The organism is Flavobacterium sp. SM15, from assembly GCF_022012335.1.
Taxonomy (GTDB): Bacteria; Bacteroidota; Bacteroidia; order Flavobacteriales; family Flavobacteriaceae; genus Flavobacterium.
The window spans coordinates 15,499-36,126 of the sequence record NZ_JAKLTO010000001.1 but is presented as its reverse complement, the minus strand read 5'-3'; the positions used below and the strand labels follow the sequence as shown (position 1 = coordinate 36,126).

The window sequence follows — 20,628 nt, the reverse complement described above, 5'->3', positions numbered from 1 at the left end:
TTTTTGGTGACTTCGAGAGCCTCAGCCACCAAAAAAGATGTCGCTGCTATCGGGGCTAGTAAAAAAACGAATTGAATTTTTGGTTACTGTTTTAATACTGTTAACCGTAAACTGTGAACTCAAAAGAAATGTCAAAAATACACGAAGCGATAAAAGAAAGAATCCTCATCCTCGACGGAGCGATGGGAACGATGCTGCAGCGCTACAAATTCGAAGAGGAAGATTTTCGGGGCGAGCGTTTCAAAGATTTCGCGCATCCGTTAAAAGGGAACAACGATTTGTTGACCTTAACCCAACCGGAAGCCGTTAAATCAGTACATCGCGCTTATTTCGAAGCCGGAGCCGATATCGTGGAAACCAATACCTTTTCAGGAACCACCATCGGAATGGCCGATTACCACATGGAAGATCTGGTCTACGAGTTAAACTATCAATCTGCTAAAATCGCCCGTGAAGTCGCCGACGAATTTACCGATAAGCCTCGCTTTGTAGCAGGTTCCATCGGCCCAACCAACCGAACGGCCAGCATGAGTCCCGACGTAAACGACCCGGGATTCCGTGCGGTCACTTTCGATGAGTTGCGTATTGCCTATAAAGAACAGGTAGAAGCCTTAATCGACGGCGGAAGCAATATTTTATTGGTAGAAACGATTTTCGACACGCTAAACGCCAAAGCAGCCCTTTTTGCCATCGAAGAAGTAAAGGAAGAACGCAACATTGACATTCCGATTATGGTTTCGGGAACGATTACGGATGCTTCGGGCAGAACCTTATCCGGGCAAACCGTGGAAGCGTTTTTAATTTCGATTTCGCATATTCCGTTATTAAGTGTCGGGTTCAATTGTGCTTTAGGAGCCGATCAGTTGAAACCCTATTTGAAAAGGTTAGCGCATAATACATCATTCAACATTTCAGCCCACCCAAATGCAGGATTACCAAACGCATTCGGACAATACGACCAGACTGCGAAAGAAATGCAGGGGTTAATTAAGGACTATTTAGACGATAATTTAATCAACATCATAGGCGGTTGCTGCGGAACGACACCGGAACACATCAAATTAATTGCTGAAGTAGCCGCCAATTACAAACCAAGAATTCTGGAGGAAGTATAATGAGTGAAGGAGTCTGTAATAAATATTTAAAACTTTCGGGATTAGAACCGCTAATCGTTACGCCCGAGACCAATTTCGTGAATGTAGGGGAACGTACCAACGTAACCGGTTCGCGAAAATTCCTGCGTTTAATTAAGGAGGAAAAATACGAGGAAGCGCTCGATATTGCCCGTGCCCAAGTAGAGGGTGGTGCGCAGATTATCGACATCAACATGGATGAAGGAATGCTGGACGGCGTGTATGCGATGACTAAATTCCTAAACCTGATTGCTTCCGAGCCTGATATTTCCCGAGTTCCCGTAATGGTCGACAGTTCCAAGTGGGAAATCATCGAAGCGGGATTGAAAGTAGCGCAGGGGAAATGTGTGGTGAATTCCATCAGTTTAAAAGAAGGGAAAGAAGCCTTTTTACATCATGCAAAATTGGTAAAACGCTATGGAGCCGCAGTTATTGTGATGGCCTTTGATGAGGTCGGTCAGGCGGATACTTACGAGCGTCGCATCGAAATCTGTAAACGTTCGTACGATATCTTAGTCAACGAAATCAACTTCCCTGCGGAAGACATCATCTTTGATCCGAATATTTTCCCGGTAGCAACCGGTATGGAAGAACACCGCCGCAATGCGCTGGACTTTTTCTTAGCTACCAAATGGATTCGTGAAAACTTGCCGTATGCGAATATTTCGGGCGGGGTAAGTAATGTGTCGTTTTCGTTCCGTGGGAATGACAAAGTGCGTGAAGCAATGCACTCGGCGTTCTTATATCATGCCATAAAACACGGGATGACTATGGGAATCGTGAACCCGGAAATGTTGGAAGTGTACGATGAAATTGATCCTACCTTATTAGAATATGTAGAAGACGTTTTACTAGATAGAAGAGATGATGCCACTGAAAGGTTGCTGGATTTAGCAGAAAGCTTTAAAGGTGATGTTAAGGCCCATGAAAAAGCCGTTCAGGAATGGCGAAGCGGTTCGCTACAGGACAGAATCACTCATGCTTTGGTAAAAGGAATTGACGAATTTATTGAAATTGATGTTGAAGAAGCAAGACAATCCGCTGCAAGACCCATCGAAGTCATCGAAATCAATCTGATGGCCGGTATGAACGTGGTAGGGGATTTGTTCGGAAGCGGAAAAATGTTCCTGCCACAGGTAGTAAAATCAGCGCGTGTGATGAAAAAAGCCGTAGCGTATCTTCTTCCCTATATCGAAGCCGAAAAGGACGGCGCTACATCTTCAGCAGGAAAAGTATTGATGGCAACCGTAAAAGGCGATGTACACGACATCGGTAAAAATATTGTATCGGTAGTATTGGCTTGTAACAATTTCGAAATTATTGACTTAGGAGTAATGGTGCCGCCGGAGAAAATTATCGAAACCGCTATTGCCGAAAACGTAGATATTATTGGTTTAAGTGGATTGATTACGCCGTCGTTGGATGAAATGGTGTATTTGGCCAAAGAAATGGACAAACGTGACATTAAAATTCCAATCATGATTGGTGGGGCCACGACTTCGCGAGCACACACAGCCGTTAAAATTGCACCAGAATATCAGTCGACTGTAGTTCACGTGAATGATGCTTCACGAGCGGTAACCGTAGCAGGAAACCTGCTGAATAAAGACCGAAAAATTTACGCGAGTACGATAAGAGCAGAATACGAAGCGTTTCGTGAAACGTTTTTAAACCGTCAGCGCGATAAGAGTTACCATACGATTGAAAAAGCAAGAGCCAATAAACTGCAATTGGATTGGGAAAACTTCGAAGCCAAAACGCCAAATTTTATCGGAGTAAAAACCATTGAAGTGAAGTTGGAAGAGTTAGTGCCATATATTGACTGGACACCATTTTTTCAATCATGGCAACTTTTCGGAAAATATCCTGCCATTTTAACGGATAATGTGGTAGGGGAACAAGCGACTATTTTGTTCGACGATGCACAAAGAATGTTAAAGCAATTATTGAAGGAAAACTGGTTGGAGGCCAAAGGGATCTACGGAATTTTTCCGGCGAATCAGGTAAAGGACGACGATATCGAATTGTACGGTGAAAACGGAAACGTATTGGAAACCTTCTTAACGCTTCGTCAGCAATCGCAAAAAACGGTTGGAGCTCCAAATATTGCTCTAGCCGATTTCATTGCGCCGAAGGAAAGTCAAAAACAGGATTATATGGGTGCTTTCTGTGTAACGACTGGTTTCGGAGTGGATGAAAAAGCAAAAGCCTTTGAAGAAGCTAACGATGATTACAGCTCCATCATGGTAAAAGCCTTGGGCGATCGTTTTGCGGAAGCGTTTGCGGAATACCTGCACGAGAAAATCCGTAAGGAAATTTGGGGTTATGCTTCGGAAGAACATTTGTCCAATGAAGAATTAATCAAAGAAGAATATAAAGGAATACGTCCTGCGCCCGGTTATCCGGCCTGTCCTGATCATTTGGAAAAACCAACCATCTGGAATCTTCTGAATGTAGAGGAAAAAATCGGCGTAAAACTTACTGAAAGTATGGCGATGTGGCCCGCTTCTTCAGTATCAGGTTATTATTTCGGACATCCGGACAGCAAGTATTTCGGCCTCGGAAAAATAAAAGGAGATCAGGTACGCGATTACGCCCAAAGAAGAAATTGTACCTATGAATATGCCGAGAAATGGTTAAATCCGAATATAGCAGATTAGCGCTTTCAGGATTAATTCATCACTCATAATTTATAATTCATAATTAAAAATGAAAGTAACGCAACATATAGAAAAAGCCAACGGAAAATCATTATTCTCTTTTGAGATTCTTCCGCCGTTAAAAGGACAGAACATTAAATGCATTTTTGACAACATCGAACCGTTAATGGAATTCAAACCGCCGTTTATTGATGTGACCTATCATCGTGAGGAGTATGAATTCAAAGAATTGCCAAGCGGTTTGCTCGAGAAAAAAGTTGTAAAGAAACGTCCGGGAACGGTGGGAATCTGTTCGGCGATTCAGAATAAATATCAGGTGGATGCCATTCCGCATATTCTGTGTGGCGGTTTTACCAAAGAAGATACCGAGAATTTTTTAATTGATATGGATTTCCTTGGGATTGATAACGTAGTGGCCTTACGAGGCGACGCGGTAAAAAGTGAAATTTATTTCAAGCCTGAAAAGGAAGGTCATTCCTACGCTTCGGAACTTGTTACGCAAATCAATAATCTGAACAACGGAATTTATTTGGATGCCGATTTGCAGAACACCAACAAAACCAATTTCTGTATTGGTGTGGCGGGCTATCCGGAAAAACACATGGAAGCGCCAAGTTTGGACAGCGATATTCATTTCTTAAAACAGAAAATCAATAACGGAGCAGATTATATCATCACGCAAATGTTTTTCGACAATAAAAAATTCTTTGAGTTTGTGGATAAATGCCGTGCATCGGGTATTACAGTGCCTATCATTCCTGGGCTGAAACCGATTTCTACCAAAAAACAGCTGAATCTAATTCCACATCGTTTCAAAGTAGATTTACCGGACGACTTAATCATGGAAGTTGTTAAAGCTAAAGACAATGAAGTGGTTTCGCAAATCGGTATTGAATGGTGTATTGAACAGAGTAAAGAATTGCAAAGAGCGGGAATTCCGGTATTGCATTATTATTCGATGGGGAAATCAGAAAACATACGACAGATTGCTTCGGCAGTATTTTAAAATATAAACCACCATTTTGCTTAACCTAAACCACAATTAAAACCCGAGGCCCTGCTTTCGGGTTTTTATATTTTTAACAATTCAAATATTGCTTTATGATTTAAGTGATAATTTAACTTAATTATGTTTGATGTGTAAATAATATTAGTATATTTATAGGAGATTATTAGTTGTTAACCCCAAACACTGCTATTATGAAAAAGATACTACTAACGACTTTTTTGTTGATTTTCTCCTCATTGCAAATTTTTGCTAACGACTTTAATGCGAATTACGATGCTGCCTTGAAATTTAAAAAAGAGGCGAATTATCAGGAGGCGGTAAGGTATTTCTTGAAAGCTTTAAAAACCAAAGAAGATGATTCGGAAGTGGCTCAAAGCCTTTGTTTCGAAATAGCAGATTGTTTTCTTAAGCAAGGTAATGAACGACAGGCTGTTAAATTTCTAAAAGTAGCTGTTCGAAACTATGGAGCAACCTTAACCGATATTGAACAGAATAAAGTTCTGAAAAAAGAATTTTTGAGCAATGCCGTAGTGTTGCTTGAAAGTGATTATAACGAATTGCGTAGAACCTATCTTTTGAAAACAAATTTTTCAGAAAGAAAAAAGTACGCCGATCTGGATTAGTGAAGTCCTGACTGAAAAGAGTAGACCTGATTTCTTGTTTGAAGTCGGATTTTTTTATTGGTTGTACACATTGATTTCGAAAGTAGTTTACAAATCGGATTTCAAATAAAATATTCTTCTATATTTGCTTGATTTTCAAAACCCGATGCGTTTTCTAACCTGTCTTTTTATTTTAGTATCTTTTGGATTGCTTGCTCAAAACAAGGAAGCTAAATCCTATACAATTGATGCTAATTATTTCTACGGAAGTATTTTACCTCACAATAACAATATCCTGCATCTGATTAAAGGGCATCCCGAAGGAATGATTTTGAGTTTTAACCGAAAAACCTTTGGCCTAAAAAAATGGGAGTCCTGGTACAATTATCCGGATTATGGCTTATCATTCCAATGCCAGAACAATAAAAATGAAGTATTAGGGGATTTGTACAGTTTGTATGCGCATTTTAATTTTTATTTCCTTAAAAGGAGGCTGCAGTTGCGTGTAGGTCAGGGAATTGCCTACAATACCAATCCATACGATCGGGAAACCAATTACAGAAATTTGGCTTATGGTGCCCGGTACATGCCCAGTACTTACTTCATGCTAAACTACCACAAACCAAACATTTGGAAAGGTTTCGGAGTTCAAACCGGAGTGAATTTCGTGCATCATTCCAATGCGAATCTTCGTTCTCCAAATACCAGTACCAATACTGTTACATTTAATTTTGGGGTAAATTATACGCTAAATGCCGAAAAAATGCCCCACTATCAGTTTCATGAAAAAGAAAAATTTACGGAGCCGATTCGCTATAATTTTGTGTTTCGCAGCGGGATAAACGAAAGTGATATCATAAACAGTGGGCAGTATCCGTTTTATGTAGCTTCAATTTATGCGGATAAAAGAATCAATCAGAAAAGTGCGTTTCAGTTTGGAGCCGATGTTTTCTGGATGAAGTACATGAAGGAATACATCCATTTTCAACATGTTGCCTATCCCGAGATGAAGTACAGCGAGTCTATAGATTACCGCAGAATAGGTGTTTTAGTTGGTCATGAATTATTTATCAATAAATTAGCGGTAGATACACAAATTGGATGCTATGTTTATGACCCGGCTAAAAAGTTCGGAGCGGTTTATCAGCGTTTGGGTGCAAAATATTATATTACGAAAAACGTTTCGGCAGGATTAAGTTTAAAAACCCATATGGCCAGTGCCGAAGCCTTAGAATTTGGTTTAGGAATTCGATTATGATAAGAAAACTATTTTTTTATTGTGCAGCTGGTTTGATGCTGATTTCCTGTACTTCGGATTTGGTTCCGGATTGCTACCGTGAACCGGGTACGACCATTTCCCGTATTGATGAACTTTCTTTTTTCAATCAGATTAATGTTGGGGAAGGAGTCAATCTGGTGCTTAAACAAGGTTCGGTTCAGGAAGTGAAGGTTGAAACCGGAGAAAACATTATTGGGGAAGTAACCACTGAGGTAACCGATGGTGTTTTGTTGCTTAAAAACAATATGAAATGCAGTTTAGGAACCACCACGCCTGCGAGAATTACTGTAACGGCACCTGATATCACCAAAATTTATTCGGAGTCTCAATACGATGTAGTATCGGATGGTATTTTAAATTTTCCTGGTTTAACGCTTCAGCAAGGTTTGTTTGGGAAAACCGCTTCGGGATTGTTTGTGTTGGATGTAAATTCTCAAAATTTAGTTATTGAAAATAATAATGCTTCAGTTTTTAGAATAAAAGGAATGACAACAAATTTATATGTTTCGTTTTATTCGGGCGAAGCTCGTTTTGAAGGACAAGAATTGGAAGTGGAAAACGCGAAGATTTTTCAGCGCAGTTCAAACGATATTATTCTCAAACCCAACAATAAAATTGAAGGCGATATCTATAGCAACGGAAATGTAATTCTTTTAAATTATCCTGCAGTAGTGAATGTGATTCAGCATTATACCGGTCACTTGATTTACCAATAAATTTATTGTTTTTTGGTTTTTTCCCTGAAAATCTGCTCTAAGTTTTTGTTCTTTAAAGTAAGCTGAAGCGTTCTGTAATTGTTGGCCTGTGCAAAATCAAACAAGGCAGGTCGCATGTCTTCATTGGTGGTGAAGGTAAGTTCCCAAATATTGTTTTGAAGGTTTTTATACGAACTGATCCTTGGAATGCTTGCCAAAAGCGTTTCTGCAATTTCTTTATCAAATTCTACTTCGATGATCTGTTCTTCAACTTCGGTTACCAGTTTTTCAAGGTTTTTATCGGTAACAATTTTCCCTTGATTGATAATGATCACGCGGTCACAAATCGCTTCTACTTCCTGCATAATGTGTGTGGAAAGGAAAACGGTTTTGTCTTTTCCAATGTTTTTGATCAGCTCACGTATTTCTACCAATTGATTCGGATCCAAACCGGTTGTGGGCTCATCTAAAATCAATACTTCCGGATTGTGTAATAATGCCGTTGCGAGTCCAACACGCTGACGGTATCCTTTGGAAAGTTCGCCAATTTTTTTGTGACTTTCAGGGGTTAAACCCGTTAAGGCAATTACTTCGTCTATTCTTGTTTTAGGTGTTTTGTACACCTCTGCGTTGAAGGCCAAATATTCACGAACATATAAATCCAGATACAAAGGGTTGTGCTCGGGCAAATACCCAACTGATTTCTGAACCAGTAGAGGTGAAGCAGAAACATCGTGTCCGTTTACCGAAGCAGAGCCCTCATCCGAAGTAAGGTAAGTGGTCAGGATTTTCATTAAAGTAGATTTTCCGGCACCGTTTGGACCAAGAAACCCAACAATTTCTCCTTTTTTTACAGAGAATGAAACCTTATCCAGCGCTTTTTGCTCGCCGTAATTTTTGGAAATATTCTGAACTTCAATAGACATAATTCGTGATTTACAGCAAAAGTAAAAAAATAAATCAATTAATTAATTTTAGGCTGAAAGGATATAGTTTTACATTAACAGAAAAATCTTAATTTGCGAAAAAATATCAAGTATGAAAAGAATCGGTTTGCTGTTTTTGTTTTTGGGACCATTGGCTTTCAGTCAGGAAAACAGATTGATAGATGCTGTGGATGTGGAACGCATTGAAACCGTATTGGCATCCGATAAAATGCAGGGAAGGGAAATTTTCACTCCCGGAATTGATTCCGCATCGGCATTTATAGAAAAAGAATTTCAGAAAACAGGGCTTGCGTTTTATCAGGATTTAAAAAATTTCCGTCAGGAGTTTGGAGTAAAAGGAAGACGCGCCAACAATGTAATTGGGATTTTGCCCGGAAAGACCAAGCCGAATGAATACGTGATTTTCTCCGCACATTACGATCATTTGGGAATGAAAGATTTCGGAGAAGATAAAATATACAACGGTGCCAACGATGATGCTTCCGGTACTACTGCGGTAATAGCCTTGGCAAAGTATTTTAAAACTTTGGGACAAAACGAACGAACGCTAATTTTTGTTGCCTTTACCGGAGAGGAAGTGGGTGGTTTTGGTTCTGGGTTTTTCTCCAGAAGCATCAATCCGGATCAGGTTGTGGCAATGTTTAACATTGAAATGATAGGAACTGAAAGCAAATGGGGGAAGAATTCTGCTTACATAACAGGATATGAAAAATCCGATTTTGGTGTGCTGTTGCAAAACAATTTAAAGAACTCTACTTTTATGTTTCAGCCCGATCCTTATCCGAGTCAAAAGCTGTTTTATCGTTCTGATAACGCAACCTTGGCGGCTTTGGGGGTTCCTGCACACACCATTTCCACCTCAAAAATGGATTCGGAACAAAATTACCATCAGTTAAGCGATGAAGTGACTACTCTGGATTTGAAGAACATGACGGAAATCATCAAAGCTATTGCAATAAGTTCTGAAAGTATCATCAAAGGTATTGATACGCCGAGCAGAGTAAAAAAGCTTTAAGTGAAAATTATTGCTCAAAAGCGTTTTAGCTGCAACTTAATTTTTTACATTTGTACCGATGAAATCTATTTCTCAAAATACATGGAACACTACTCTTTGGTTTGCTTGGAAAAGCGAACAGGGATTGCTATGTGTTAATTAAAGATGAAAGTCATTAAAAACGAATATACAATCCCGATAATTTATCGGGATTTTTTTTGTTCAAAATTAAACGGCAAAAAACTAATTTTGCAGAACTATGGAAAACAGTAAATCAATGCGTAACTGGTTGGAGGCTTTCGAGTTGACCCATCCGCTTGTAATTGCAGGGCCGTGCAGTGCCGAAACCGAAGAGCAGGTTTTGGAAATTGCGCATCAGCTTAAAAATTCTGATGTATCGATCTTTCGCGCCGGAATCTGGAAACCGAGAACCCGCCCCGGAGGATTTGAAGGCGTTGGGGAAATCGGTCTGAAGTGGTTGCAACGTGTAAAAGAAGAAACTGGCTTGCTCATTGGAGTTGAGGTGGCTAATGCCCAACACGTAAAGTTGGCAATTGCAAACGATGTGGATGTACTTTGGATTGGCGCCCGAACCACGGTAAACCCTTTCGCGGTTCAGGAAATTGCTGATGCTTTACAGAATACGGATAAAATCGTATTGCTTAAAAACCCAGTAAATCCAGACTTGTCTTTGTGGTTAGGCGGATTGGAGCGTTTGTACAATGCCGGAATTAAGAAACTTGGAGTGATTCACCGAGGGTTTTCTACGTACGAAAAATCGAAATACCGAAACATACCGGAATGGCAGATTGCGATAGAATTGCAGAGTAAATTTCCAGATTTGCCTTTAATCTGTGATCCGTCACACATTACCGGAAAGCGCGACATGATTTTAGAAGTGTCTCAGCAAGCTTTGGATCTTAATTACGACGGTTTAATGATAGAAACGCATTGCAATCCGGATAAGGCATGGAGCGATGCAGCTCAACAAGTCACACCTGATGCGTTAAAGCAGATTTTTATCGATTTAAAAATTAGAAAAGAAACCGATGATGCCGACGATTACAACCAGAAGTTGTCGGGTATGCGCGCGCAAATTGACGAATTGGACAGCAAGCTTATTCATATTTTAGCCAAAAGGATGAAAATTGCTGACAGCATCGGTTTGCTGAAAAAAGAACGCAATGTGGCGGTGCTTCAGAGTAAGCGCTGGCATGAAATTCTTGGAAAGATGATCGACGAAGGGGAACAAAAAGGCTTGAGCGAAGAGTTTATCTTAAAACTTTTCAAGGCGATCCATCAGGAAAGTATCAGCCATCAGGAAAAAGTGATTCGGGACAAATAATGCTAAATTCAGAAATCCTATCTTTGCAACATGACAGGAATCGTTTATAAATCAACCGGAAGCTGGTACACTGTAAAAACACAGGACGGTACTTTTTTGGAATGCCGCATCAAAGGGAAATTCCGCATCAAAGGAATTAAAAGTACCAACCCAATTGCTGTGGGCGATAGTGTTGATTATGAATTGGAAGATACTACCGATGTAACCACCGGGACAATTACCAATATTCATGAGCGGAAAAATTACATCGTTCGTAAATCGGTAAACCTGTCCAAGCAAACCCATATCATTGCTACGAATATTGATGTGGTTTTTTTACTGGTCACAATCAACAATCCACCAACGACGACTAGTTTTATTGATCGTTTTCTGGTAACGGCAGAAGCTTATGGCATTCAGGCGGTATTGGTTTTTAATAAAATTGATACTTACGACGAGGCTACGCTGGATGAGCAATTGTATCTGCAATACATTTATTCGCAAATTGGGTACAAATGCCTTCGGGTTTCTGCCCAAGAAAAGAAAGGTCTGGAAGAACTTAAAGCAATGATGCTGGGTAAAGTTTCGATGTTTTCAGGACATTCGGGAGTTGGAAAATCCACTTTGGTAAATGCTTTGGAACCGGGTCTAAATTTAAAGACCAAAGAGATTTCCGATTCACATTCCCAAGGACAGCATACCACCACTTTTGCAGAAATGTTTGATTTGTCGTTTGATGCCAAAATTATTGATACCCCGGGAATTAGAGGTTTTGGAATTGTAGATATGGAAAAACAGGAAGTTGGGGATTATTTTCCGGAATTTTTCGCTTTGAAAGATCAATGTAAATTCAACAACTGCCTGCATAAAGAAGAACCGAATTGTGCGGTGAAAGCGGCTTTGGAAAAAGACGAAATTGCCTGGTCGCGCTACAAAAGTTACCTTCAGATTTTAGAAGGAGATGACGAGCACTACCGCACCGACATTTACGGAGAAGATCGTATAGCCAGCGACCAAACCCGTCAGTCATAATATTAAATTCAAGTTGATTTGAAAGCCGTAATACAAAGAGTGGCCCAAGCCTCTGTAACTATTGAAGGTGAAAAAGTGGCCGAGATTCAAAAAGGATTGTTGGTTTTGATAGGCATTGAAGATGCTTCCACTAAAGAAGATCTGGAGTGGCTTACGGCTAAAATTGTCAATCTGCGCATTTTTGGAGATGAGAATGGTGTAATGAACCTGTCGGTAAAAGACATTGATGGGGAAATGATCGTAGTAAGCCAATTTACCTTGCATGCCTCCACTAAAAAAGGAAATAGACCGTCTTATATTAAAGCTTCCAAGCCCGATATTGCTATTCCGCTTTATGAACGTTTTGTAAAGCAAATGGAAACCGAATTGGGTAAAAAAGTACAAACCGGAGTGTTTGGTGCCGATATGAAAGTGGCTTTAATCAACGATGGGCCGGTAACCATCATAATTGATACAAAAAATAAAGAATAATGGATTTAAAAAACGCTCAACTAGAAGTAGACAATTGGATTAAGAATCACGGTGTCCGTTATTTTAACGAATTGACCAATATGGCGCAGCTTACGGAAGAAGTAGGCGAAGTGGCCCGAATTATTGCGCGTCGTTACGGCGAACAATCCGAAAAAGAAAGCGATAAGAACAAAGATCTTGGTGAAGAATTGGCCGATGTGGTTTTTGTAGTGTTATGTCTTGCCAACCAAACCGGAGTAGATTTACAGGCGGCTTTCGATAAGAAAATGGATATGAAAACCAAACGCGACCACGATCGCCATCACAATAACGAAAAACTGAAATAGTTTGAATTTAAGGCTAAAGGTGTCAAAAATTAAGTCAAAGGCGACAATTGCGGTTTCGGGTTCAAAATCGGAAACCAACCGGCTGCTTTTGATGCAGGTTTTGTATCCGAACCTGATCCTGGAAAATTCTTCTAATTCGGACGATTCTGAAGTGATGCTTAAGGCTCTTTCCGGTTCAGAAACTTTGAAAGACATTCATCACGCCGGAACAGCAATGCGTTTTTTGACGGCCTATTTTGCTGTTCAGGATGCGAATGAGGTTGTGCTTACGGGTTCTAATCGAATGCAAGAACGTCCGATTAAAATTTTAGTGGAAGCTTTACGTCAACTAGGTGCCGAGATTCATTACGAACAAAACGAAGGCTTTCCCCCGCTTAGGATAAAAGGAAAAAAACTTGTTGAGAATAAAGTTTCTCTACCGGCAGATATAAGCAGTCAGTACATTTCTGCCCTGCTTTTAATTGCTCCAAAACTGCAAAACGGTCTAGAATTGACTTTGGAAGGAAAAATAACTTCCGTTCCTTATATTCAAATGACTTTAGCGGTTTTAAAAGAATTAGGGATTAGCGCGGAATTTGAAGGGCAAATCTTTAAGGTTAAACCTAAATTTGAAATTCCGGCTTCAAAATTTATAATTGAATCGGATTGGTCTTCGGCTTCTTATTTTTATTCCATAGTTGCTTTATCCGAAGTTGGTACTCAAATCCAATTGTCCAGTTATAAAAAAAACAGCTTGCAAGGTGATTCGGTTTTGATGGAAATTTACCGCGATTTGGGTGTTGAAACCACATTTGAAGAAAATACACTACTTCTTGAAAAAGTTGCCTGTATTTTACAACCGATAAGCCGTGATCTAAACAACTCCCCCGACATTGCTCAAACCATAGCAGTAACATGTTTCGGCCTGGGAGTTGGCTGTCATTTGACCGGATTGCATACCTTAAAAATAAAAGAAACAGATCGTTTACTTGCCTTAAAAAACGAATTGGGCAAACTGGGAGCAAGGGTTTCTGTTACGGAAGATTCTCTTACGCTTGAACCTGCTCAAAATATTCGTTCCGGTATTGAAATTGCTACTTATCAAGACCATCGTATGGCCATGGCTTTTGCGCCTTTGGCTTTGAAAACAGATCTTGTAATTCAAGAGGCAGAAGTGGTTTCTAAATCGTACCCGGATTTTTGGAACGATTTAAAAAACATTGGTTTTCAGATTTCTGAAAGGTAAACCGAAAGTCTTGGTTTTACTGCATTACATCGTGATTTGTTAAAATAAAAGCCAAAACACTTGACAACGCCTATTTGGCGATAGTATATTTGCACTCAATTTAAAATTCATAAAATGAAGTTATCGAATTTCAATTTTAATCTTCCGGCTGAATTACTGGCCGAATTCCCTGCAGAAAACAGAGACGAAGCACGTTTAATGGTGGTGAATAGAAAAACACAAACTATTGAGCATAAATTATTTAAAGATATTTTAGATTATTTCGACGAAGGCGATGTGATGGTGCTTAACAACACTAAAGTATTCCCTGCGCGTCTTTACGGGAACAAAGAGAAAACCGGTGCAAGAATTGAAGTATTCTTGTTAAGAGAATTGAATGCAGAACAACGTTTGTGGGATGTTTTGGTAGATCCGGCACGTAAGATCCGTATCGGTAATAAACTATATTTTGGAGATGATGATTCGTTAGTAGCTGAGGTTATCGATAACACAACATCTCGTGGTAGAACGTTACGTTTCTTATACGACGGTTCGTATGAAGAATTCCGTGAAAAATTATTAGAATTGGGTGAAACTCCGATCCCTAAATACATCAACCGTGAAGTAACTCCGGAAGATGCCGAGCGTTACCAAACGATCTATGCTAAAGAAGAAGGAGCTGTTGCAGCACCAACTGCAGGATTACACTTTTCAAAGCATTTGATGAAACGTCTTGAAATCAAAGGGGTTGAATTTGCAGAGGTAACTTTGCATGTTGGTTTAGGAACTTTTAATCCTGTGGAAGTTGAAGATTTGTCTAAACACAAGATGGATTCCGAAGAAATGGTAATCGATCAGGAGGCTTGTGATATTGTTAATAAGGCAAAATCAAATAAAAAACGCGTTTGTGCTATCGGTACAACAACCATGCGTGCTATGGAAAGTTCGGTTTCTTCCTCAAGAACTTTAAATCCGTTTACCGGATGGACTAATAAGTTTATTTATCCTCCTTACGATTTTAGTGTTGCGGATTGTATGGTGACAAATTTCCACACGCCAAAATCTACTTTGTTAATGATGATTTCAGCATTTTGTGGTCATGATTTGATGCGTAAAGCCTATGATGAAGCAATTAAAGAAGGATACAAATTCTATTCGTATGGTGATGCCATGCTGATTTTGTAATCCTAAAATAAATATAAAAAGCGTTCATTTATTGAACGCTTTTTTTTATGCCTGACTTTCTGCAAATTTCTTAAAACTTTCCAGGTATTTTAGGTTTTGTTTTTTAAACATCCAAGGCATTAGTATTGAAAATAGTTTCATCACGAAATTATTCTTGATTACAAAATCACTTTCTGTTTTGTATAACGTTTTGTTTGGGGAAAGTGCAATAAATTTATTTTTGATATGGTTGGTAACCCCGTCCATTTCGTAATAGCCACTGAATTCTTCCGGAAGGTTTCTCACGGTTATGGTTTCGATCATCTCCATTTTGCGTTTTCCCATTTTAAAGTTCAGCTTCGATTTGGCTCCGGGTTGACCGGCTTCACCGCTTAAATGTTCGAAACTCTCGAGTCCTTCCATCCATTTGGTCATGTTCTCCGGATTGTCAAACAGAGCAATTACTTTGTCAATCGGCTGATTGATTTCAATTTCGGTAGTGTATTTCATAAGTAGTTTTAGGTTTGGTATTCAAATATACTTAATCTACCTGATAAACCAACTTTACCGTAATACTTGCGGTTTTATTTTTAGAAGTAGTGTTGAATGAGCCTCCATAAGAGAAGTCCTCCGAAGAGTTTTGCCCGGTAATCTGAAACACACCCATGTCCGATTTTTTCAGGTTTCCTAAGTCTGCACCGGCATTTTCAGCAATGCTTTTTGCGCGGGTTTGGGCATCTTTGGTGGCTTCGGCTATCATTTTTATTTTAAGTTCGGCCAGTTTGGTGTAATAATATTCGGGCGGATTGGAGTAAAATTCAATTCCGGTATTGATCAGTTCGCTGGATTGTCTGGAGATGTTCTCAATTTTATTTACGTTTTTTGATTGTATGGTCACGTTTTGAGTTAATGAAAAACCGGTGAAAATCTGCTCTCTGGTAGTGCCGTTTTCGTTGTAAGTGGTTTGGAAATCCTTGTTGAAATTCACAGCGGAAAAAACAATTTCATCGTTTCCAATTCCTTTAGAAACAAGGTATTTTTTAATGCTTTCTCTGTCAATATCTAAGGAAGCATAGGCTTCTTTTAAGGTATAGCTTTTTCTGGAAAACGATCCGCTCCAAACAATCAAATCAGAAGTGAAATCTTGTTTGCCCAATCCGGTAACGCTTATGGTGTCATTACTTTGGTTTCGATTCTTAAAAGCACTGGAAAACAGAAATGCAGCGATGATAATTGCTAATGCCATGATAAGGGTACTTACGTTGTTTTTCATAACGAATAGGGTTTTAAGTGTTATAAATGTATGAAATATCGTCCTTATAATTGTTAACGTGAATTATTAAATTTTCTTATTTTTGCGCCACCAAAAACTATGAAAATGACATTCGAAAATACCAGAGAATTTGCTAGGCAGTTAGATGCTCAGGATGAACTTAGAAAGTACCGTGAGGAGTTTATTTTTCCCAAGGTAAACGGGAAAGAGGTAGTTTATTTTACCGGAAACTCGTTAGGGCTTCAGCCAAAACGCACCAAAGCTTATGTGGATGAAATTATGAACGATTGGGCAGCACTGGCGGTTGAAGGTCATTTTTATGCAGAAAAACCCTGGTGGGACTACCAGGAGCGTTTCGCACTTCCCTTAAGTGGTATTGTGGGCGCAAAACCTTCAGAAGTGACAGTGATGAATACCTTAACAGTGAATCTTCATTTATTGATGGTTTCTTTTTACCGTCCAACGGCTAAGAAATATAAAATTATTTGTGAAGAGAAGGCTTTTCCGAGCGATCAATACATGTTCCAGAGCCAAGTGCATTTTCACGGATTGAATGCTAAAGATGCCATTGTGGAAATCAAACGTCGCGAAGGGGAACACAATATTCGGATGGAGGATGTTTTAGCTAAAATTGATGAAGTAGGTGATGAGCTGGCTTTGGTGTTAATCGGAGGAGTAAATTATTATACCGGACAGGTTTTTGACATGAAAACCATCACGGAAGCAGGTCATAAACATGGCGCTTATGTAGGTTTCGATTTAGCGCATGCTGCGGGTAATATTAAATTGAATTTGCACGATTGGGGTGTTGATTTTGCCGCTTGGTGCAGTTACAAATATATGAATTCGGGACCAGGTAACGTTTCCGGAATCTTTATCCACGAAGCACACCACAACAATACTGATTTACCGCGTTTTGCCGGTTGGTGGGGTCATAATAAAGAGCGCCGTTTTAAAATGGAGCCTCAATTTGATCCAGTTCGAGGGGCAGACGGTTGGCAGGTGAGTAACCTTCCAGTGATTTCCTTAGCGCCTTATTTGGCTTCGGTTGAAATGTTTGCTGAAGTTGGAATGGATAAACTTATTGCAAAACGCGACTTGATTACTGCTTACCTTGAATTCATTTTGCATGAGGTGGATAAAGAAATTGAGGGAACTGAATTTGAAATCATCACACCGGAAAACAAAGAAGAACGAGCTTGTCAATTATCAGTGTTTCTTCACGGACAAGGCAGGGCATTATTTGATTATTTAATGAAAAACGGTGTAATTACCGATTGGCGAGAACCAAACGTTATTCGATTGGCACCCGTTCCTTTTTACTGTTCCTTCGAAGATATGTACGATTTCGGACAGATTTTAAAACAAGGAATCTTGAATAAAGCGTAACTTTGCGTTTTAATTAAAAGGATACAATGACAAAAGAACAAATTATAGCGAATTTCGATCCGTCGCAGCCAGGTTTAGCCGATGCTACGGTATTTGGATTGCCGTTTTCGGCTGATCAAAGTGAGATTATTGTGGTTCCGGTACCATGGGAAGTAACGGTAAGTTATGGAGCGGGTGCTTCTGAAGGACCTGAGGCAATTATGGATGCTTCCTTTCAGGTAGATTTGAACCATCAGGATTTTCCGGAATTGTGGAAATTGGGAATTTATATGGATCAGGCGCCTAGTCATTGGGCAAAAAACTCCGAAAAATATAAAGGATTAGCACAGCCGATTATTGAGGCCTTGGAAGCAGGTGAAGATGTAGCTACTTTTCCGGCCTTGCAATCGGATTTGGATAAAATCAATAAAGTATGCAGAGAATTGCATACCGAAGTGAAAGAGCGTGTTTTGCATTGGGTAAAACAGGGAAAAAAAGTCGTGCTTTTGGGTGGAGATCATTCAACTCCACTGGGTTACTACGAAGCGTTGGCGAGTCAATATGAAAACTTCGGAATTCTGCATTTGGATGCTCACATGGATTTGCGCATTGCCTATGAAGGATTTACGTATTCCCATGCTTCGATCATGTACAATGCTTTACAGCTTCCACAGATTTCGAAAATTGTTCAGGTGGGAATCCGCGATTTTTGCGAGCAAGAGGTAGATGTGGTTAAAGCATCTAACGGAAGGGTTAAAGTTTACAGCGACAGCGATCTGAAAGCTCAGGAGTTTGAAGGTAAAAACTGGAAACAACAATGTGAAGAGATAATTGCCCAATTGCCACAAAAAGTTTGTATTTCCTTTGATATTGATGGAATGTATCCGTGGTATTGTCCAAATACGGGAACTCCGGTTCCAGGAGGTTTCTCCTTTGAACAGGCCGCTTACCTCTTTAATTTATTAGCGGATTCCGGGAAAGAAATCATCGGGTTTGATTTAGTGGAAGTTGCTCCGGGAGATGATGACTGGGACGGAAATGTAGGAGCTCGTATGTTGTTTCATATGTGCGGGATTTTAGCTAAAAACAATGGTTTGAACGTGGGCCAGAAAATACAGTTTTAAAATGCAGGCGAACTTTTGAGTTCGCTTTTTTTGTGTCTTATTGGAATCCTATAACTTTTTGTGAAAATTATATAAGGGTTATGAAAGGTTTTGGTAGTTATTTTGTCTAGTACTTTAAAAACAAATAGTTATGAAAAAGTTAGTAGTTTTAGGGATGTTGTTTGTGATGGTGTTGTCTTGTAAGGATATGCAAAAGGAGAATAGTGAATTAGCTAAACAGGCCACTATTGACTCCATGAAAATAGCCATGGAGAAACAACGAATAATCGATTCGGTTAAAATGGCGGAAAACAGTAAAACGACTGAAAACACAAAAAAAGAAGTAGTGGTTGTCAATAATACATCGCAAGGAGCGGCTCCTCAGAGAAAAAAAATGAGCGGAGCTGCTAAAGGTGCTTTGATTGGAGCCGGTGTTGGTGCTGTGACAGGTGCAGCAGTAAGTAAAAAGAAAGGTGAAGGTGCAATTATTGGTGGATTGGCCGGAGCAGGTGTTGGTGCCGGAACCGGAGCAATCATTGATGAGAGTCAAAAGAAAAAATAACGAGTTTTAATAATATATAAAGTGTCCGACAAGTAAAATGTTGGACACTTTTTTCTTTGATAAAATCCGAGTTTATTACGATATTAAATTGCTATTATCGTTACATTTGTAATCTATTCAAGAAAAGATCAATGCAAACTCCCCAAAAAATAGCCGTAGTTGGTTCTGGATTAGTCGGGACACTATTGGCAATTTACCTCAAAAAAGCAGGTCATACCGTTCATGTTTACGATCGTAGTCATGATATTCGAAAAGTTCAGTTTTCTGGGCGTTCCATTAATTTGGTGATGTCTGATCGGGGTTGGAGGACGTTGCAGGAAATCGGTTTGGACGATGAGATCAAAAAGATTGGGATTCCAGTGGATAAGCGTGCCATCCATATGGCCAATAGTGAATTAAGCTACCAGTACTATGGGAAGGACGGCGAAGCCATTTTTTCTTTATCGCGAGGTGTTTTGAATAGAAAAATGGTAGACTTGGCCGAAGCTGCGGGTGTTGAGTTTTTCTTCGATACGAAAGTTTGGGATGTGACCTTGACCACTGCGACTTTGCATGAGGGAGAAACAGAGCGAGGCCAATGGAATGAGCTGGATTACGACATCGTTTTCGGAGCTGATGGTGCCTTCTCAAGGGTGCGTCACCGAATGCAGCGTCAGAGCATGTTTAACTATTCTCAGGATTTTATACCTGTTGGTTATAAAGAATTGCATATACCGGCAAATCCAGACGGAACACATAAAATTGATAAAAACTCATTGCACATCTGGCCAAGAGGTGAGTTTATGCTGATGGGGTTAGCCAATCCCGACGGAAGTTTTACCTGTACCCTTTTTATGCCGCATGAAGGAGAAAATTCTTTTGAAAAACTGAAGGATAAGGAATCCTTAGTAGCCTTTTTTGCCAAGCATTTTCCCGATACTAAAGAAGTAATTCCAGATTTGGTAGAGGACTTTTTTAAAAACCCGACCAGTTATCTGGTTACCATGAAGTGTTATCCTTGGGCGTATGAGGATAAAGTAGCTTTGATAGGGGATGCGGCTCATGCGATAGTTCCTTTTTATGGTCATGGTATGAATGCTGGTTTTGAAGATATTACAATCCTAAATCAATTAATGGAAAAGTACGGGGATGATTGGATGACAATTTTCAAAGAGTATCAAAAATCGCGTAAACCTAATACAGATGCAATTGCGGAACTGTCTTACCGCAATTTTATGGAAATGAGTTCCAAAACAGCAGATTCAAAATTCCATCTGCAAAAGAAAATTGAAAAGTGGTTTTCCGATAAGCATCCCGAAAAATGGGTACCTTTATACAGTAGAGTAACTTTTAGTCACCAGCCTTATTCAGAAGCCTTGGCAGAAGGAGATAAGCAAAATAAAATTATGGAGCAAGTTCTGAGTATTGAAAATATTGAACAAATTTGGGATACTGAAGTGGTAGAAAATCAGATTCTGGAATTGCTGAAAAAATAAAAGGGAC

Annotated in this window: 20 protein-coding genes; 17 read left to right on the top strand and 3 right to left on the bottom strand. The window is 39.6% G+C overall.

Translation table 11 applies throughout. From position 1 onward, the window contains the following. Positions 1 to 128: 128 nt before the first annotated feature. The 6 genes from LZZ90_RS00195 to LZZ90_RS00170 all read left to right on the top strand — a co-directional run bounded on the left by LZZ90_RS00195 (position 129) and on the right by LZZ90_RS00170 (position 7,399). Positions 129 to 1,115 carry a homocysteine S-methyltransferase family protein gene (locus LZZ90_RS00195; RefSeq protein ID WP_237788667.1) on the top strand — a complete coding sequence of 329 codons (987 nt, stop codon included), beginning with the start codon at positions 129 to 131 and terminating at the stop codon, positions 1,113 to 1,115. Then, positions 1,115 to 3,793: a methionine synthase gene (gene metH, locus LZZ90_RS00190; protein WP_237788666.1), complete on the top strand. Its 2,679-nt coding sequence runs from the start codon at positions 1,115 to 1,117 to the stop codon at positions 3,791 to 3,793. Before LZZ90_RS00195 ends, metH begins: the two co-directional genes overlap by 1 nt. Before the next feature lie 49 nt (positions 3,794 to 3,842). Further along, complete coding sequence (gene metF / locus LZZ90_RS00185) at positions 3,843 to 4,799, top strand: methylenetetrahydrofolate reductase [NAD(P)H] (RefSeq protein ID WP_237788665.1); 957 nt, start codon at positions 3,843 to 3,845, stop codon at positions 4,797 to 4,799. A 194-nt stretch (positions 4,800 to 4,993) separates the two neighbouring features. Continuing rightward, positions 4,994 to 5,425, top strand: a complete 432-nt coding sequence (locus tag LZZ90_RS00180; RefSeq protein WP_237788664.1) for a tol-pal system YbgF family protein — start codon at positions 4,994 to 4,996, stop codon at positions 5,423 to 5,425. A 124-nt stretch (positions 5,426 to 5,549) separates the two neighbouring features. Further along, a complete protein-coding gene (locus tag LZZ90_RS00175) occupies positions 5,550 to 6,662 on the top strand; it encodes an acyloxyacyl hydrolase (protein WP_370640582.1) in 1,113 nt (370 codons plus the stop codon). Then, positions 6,659 to 7,399, top strand: coding sequence for a head GIN domain-containing protein (locus LZZ90_RS00170; RefSeq protein ID WP_237788663.1), 741 nt, complete (start codon positions 6,659 to 6,661; stop codon positions 7,397 to 7,399). Before LZZ90_RS00175 ends, LZZ90_RS00170 begins: the two co-directional genes overlap by 4 nt. Positions 7,400 to 7,401: 2 nt before the next feature. On the opposite strand, the gene gldA is transcribed toward LZZ90_RS00170, so the two are convergent. Continuing rightward, positions 7,402 to 8,304, bottom strand: a complete 903-nt coding sequence (gldA, locus tag LZZ90_RS00165) for a gliding motility-associated ABC transporter ATP-binding subunit GldA (RefSeq protein ID WP_237788662.1) — start codon at positions 8,302 to 8,304, stop codon at positions 7,402 to 7,404. 112 nt (positions 8,305 to 8,416) lie between these two features. Between gldA and LZZ90_RS00160 the strand changes: the two genes are divergently transcribed. The 7 genes from LZZ90_RS00160 to queA all read left to right on the top strand — a co-directional run bounded on the left by LZZ90_RS00160 (position 8,417) and on the right by queA (position 14,861). Continuing rightward, positions 8,417 to 9,340, top strand: coding sequence for a M28 family peptidase (locus LZZ90_RS00160; RefSeq protein WP_237788661.1), 924 nt, complete (start codon positions 8,417 to 8,419; stop codon positions 9,338 to 9,340). A 238-nt stretch (positions 9,341 to 9,578) separates the two neighbouring features. Then, positions 9,579 to 10,664, top strand: coding sequence for a bifunctional 3-deoxy-7-phosphoheptulonate synthase/chorismate mutase type II (locus LZZ90_RS00155; protein ID WP_237788660.1), 1,086 nt, complete (start codon positions 9,579 to 9,581; stop codon positions 10,662 to 10,664). A 30-nt stretch (positions 10,665 to 10,694) separates the two neighbouring features. Beyond that, positions 10,695 to 11,675: a ribosome small subunit-dependent GTPase A gene (rsgA, locus tag LZZ90_RS00150; protein ID WP_237788659.1), complete on the top strand. Its 981-nt coding sequence runs from the start codon at positions 10,695 to 10,697 to the stop codon at positions 11,673 to 11,675. An 18-nt stretch (positions 11,676 to 11,693) separates the two neighbouring features. Further along, positions 11,694 to 12,146, top strand: coding sequence for a D-aminoacyl-tRNA deacylase (dtd, locus tag LZZ90_RS00145; protein ID WP_237788658.1), 453 nt, complete (start codon positions 11,694 to 11,696; stop codon positions 12,144 to 12,146). Then, positions 12,146 to 12,472 carry a nucleotide pyrophosphohydrolase gene (locus LZZ90_RS00140; RefSeq protein WP_237788657.1) on the top strand — a complete coding sequence of 109 codons (327 nt, stop codon included), beginning with the start codon at positions 12,146 to 12,148 and terminating at the stop codon, positions 12,470 to 12,472. The genes dtd and LZZ90_RS00140 overlap by 1 nt, the downstream gene beginning before the upstream one ends. A gap of 1 nt (position 12,473) precedes the next feature. Next, entirely contained in the window at positions 12,474 to 13,697 is a 1,224-nt protein-coding gene (gene aroA, locus LZZ90_RS00135; protein WP_237788656.1) for a 3-phosphoshikimate 1-carboxyvinyltransferase, read from the top strand. 114 nt (positions 13,698 to 13,811) lie between these two features. Further along, positions 13,812 to 14,861 carry a tRNA preQ1(34) S-adenosylmethionine ribosyltransferase-isomerase QueA gene (gene queA / locus LZZ90_RS00130; protein WP_237788655.1) on the top strand — a complete coding sequence of 350 codons (1,050 nt, stop codon included), beginning with the start codon at positions 13,812 to 13,814 and terminating at the stop codon, positions 14,859 to 14,861. Positions 14,862 to 14,906: 45 nt separating this feature from the next. Here the strand turns inward: queA and LZZ90_RS00125 are convergent, their stop codons facing one another. Both LZZ90_RS00125 and LZZ90_RS00120 read right to left on the bottom strand, forming a co-directional pair. Then, positions 14,907 to 15,350 carry an SRPBCC family protein gene (locus LZZ90_RS00125; RefSeq protein WP_237788654.1) on the bottom strand — a complete coding sequence of 148 codons (444 nt, stop codon included), beginning with the start codon at positions 15,348 to 15,350 and terminating at the stop codon, positions 14,907 to 14,909. 31 nt (positions 15,351 to 15,381) lie between these two features. After that, complete coding sequence (locus LZZ90_RS00120; RefSeq protein ID WP_237788653.1) at positions 15,382 to 16,113, bottom strand: SIMPL domain-containing protein; 732 nt, start codon at positions 16,111 to 16,113, stop codon at positions 15,382 to 15,384. A 105-nt stretch (positions 16,114 to 16,218) separates the two neighbouring features. Between LZZ90_RS00120 and kynU the strand changes: the two genes are divergently transcribed. The 4 genes from kynU (at position 16,219) to LZZ90_RS00100 (ending at position 20,621) form a co-directional block, all read left to right on the top strand. Then, complete coding sequence (kynU, locus tag LZZ90_RS00115; RefSeq protein ID WP_237789170.1) at positions 16,219 to 17,502, top strand: kynureninase; 1,284 nt, start codon at positions 16,219 to 16,221, stop codon at positions 17,500 to 17,502. A 26-nt stretch (positions 17,503 to 17,528) separates the two neighbouring features. Beyond that, a complete protein-coding gene (locus LZZ90_RS00110) occupies positions 17,529 to 18,605 on the top strand; it encodes an agmatinase family protein (RefSeq protein WP_237788652.1) in 1,077 nt (358 codons plus the stop codon). A gap of 130 nt (positions 18,606 to 18,735) precedes the next feature. Continuing rightward, positions 18,736 to 19,146: a glycine zipper family protein gene (locus tag LZZ90_RS00105; RefSeq protein WP_237788651.1), complete on the top strand. Its 411-nt coding sequence runs from the start codon at positions 18,736 to 18,738 to the stop codon at positions 19,144 to 19,146. Positions 19,147 to 19,277: 131 nt separating this feature from the next. Next, positions 19,278 to 20,621, top strand: a complete 1,344-nt coding sequence (locus LZZ90_RS00100; protein ID WP_237788650.1) for an NAD(P)/FAD-dependent oxidoreductase — start codon at positions 19,278 to 19,280, stop codon at positions 20,619 to 20,621. Positions 20,622 to 20,628 lie beyond the last annotated feature (7 nt).

Excerpts from the sequence above, each read along its gene's own strand:
- LZZ90_RS00195 (WP_237788667.1), top strand. The coding sequence starts at position 129 with ATGTCAAAAATACACGAAGCGATAAAAGAAAGAATCCTCATCCTCGAC.
- metH (WP_237788666.1), top strand. The coding sequence starts at position 1,115 with ATGAGTGAAGGAGTCTGTAATAAATATTTAAAACTTTCGGGATTAGAA.
- metF (WP_237788665.1), top strand. The coding sequence starts at position 3,843 with ATGAAAGTAACGCAACATATAGAAAAAGCCAACGGAAAATCATTATTC.
- LZZ90_RS00180 (WP_237788664.1), top strand. The coding sequence starts at position 4,994 with ATGAAAAAGATACTACTAACGACTTTTTTGTTGATTTTCTCCTCATTG.
- LZZ90_RS00170 (WP_237788663.1), top strand. The coding sequence starts at position 6,659 with ATGATAAGAAAACTATTTTTTTATTGTGCAGCTGGTTTGATGCTGATT.
- gldA (WP_237788662.1), bottom strand. The coding sequence starts at position 8,304 with ATGTCTATTGAAGTTCAGAATATTTCCAAAAATTACGGCGAGCAAAAA.
- LZZ90_RS00160 (WP_237788661.1), top strand. The coding sequence starts at position 8,417 with ATGAAAAGAATCGGTTTGCTGTTTTTGTTTTTGGGACCATTGGCTTTC.
- LZZ90_RS00155 (WP_237788660.1), top strand. The coding sequence starts at position 9,579 with ATGGAAAACAGTAAATCAATGCGTAACTGGTTGGAGGCTTTCGAGTTG.
- rsgA (WP_237788659.1), top strand. The coding sequence starts at position 10,695 with ATGACAGGAATCGTTTATAAATCAACCGGAAGCTGGTACACTGTAAAA.
- LZZ90_RS00140 (WP_237788657.1), top strand. The coding sequence starts at position 12,146 with ATGGATTTAAAAAACGCTCAACTAGAAGTAGACAATTGGATTAAGAAT.
- queA (WP_237788655.1), top strand. The coding sequence starts at position 13,812 with ATGAAGTTATCGAATTTCAATTTTAATCTTCCGGCTGAATTACTGGCC.
- LZZ90_RS00125 (WP_237788654.1), bottom strand. The coding sequence starts at position 15,350 with ATGAAATACACTACCGAAATTGAAATCAATCAGCCGATTGACAAAGTA.
- LZZ90_RS00120 (WP_237788653.1), bottom strand. The coding sequence starts at position 16,113 with ATGAAAAACAACGTAAGTACCCTTATCATGGCATTAGCAATTATCATC.
- kynU (WP_237789170.1), top strand. The coding sequence starts at position 16,219 with ATGACATTCGAAAATACCAGAGAATTTGCTAGGCAGTTAGATGCTCAG.
- LZZ90_RS00110 (WP_237788652.1), top strand. The coding sequence starts at position 17,529 with ATGACAAAAGAACAAATTATAGCGAATTTCGATCCGTCGCAGCCAGGT.
- LZZ90_RS00105 (WP_237788651.1), top strand. The coding sequence starts at position 18,736 with ATGAAAAAGTTAGTAGTTTTAGGGATGTTGTTTGTGATGGTGTTGTCT.
- LZZ90_RS00100 (WP_237788650.1), top strand. The coding sequence starts at position 19,278 with ATGCAAACTCCCCAAAAAATAGCCGTAGTTGGTTCTGGATTAGTCGGG.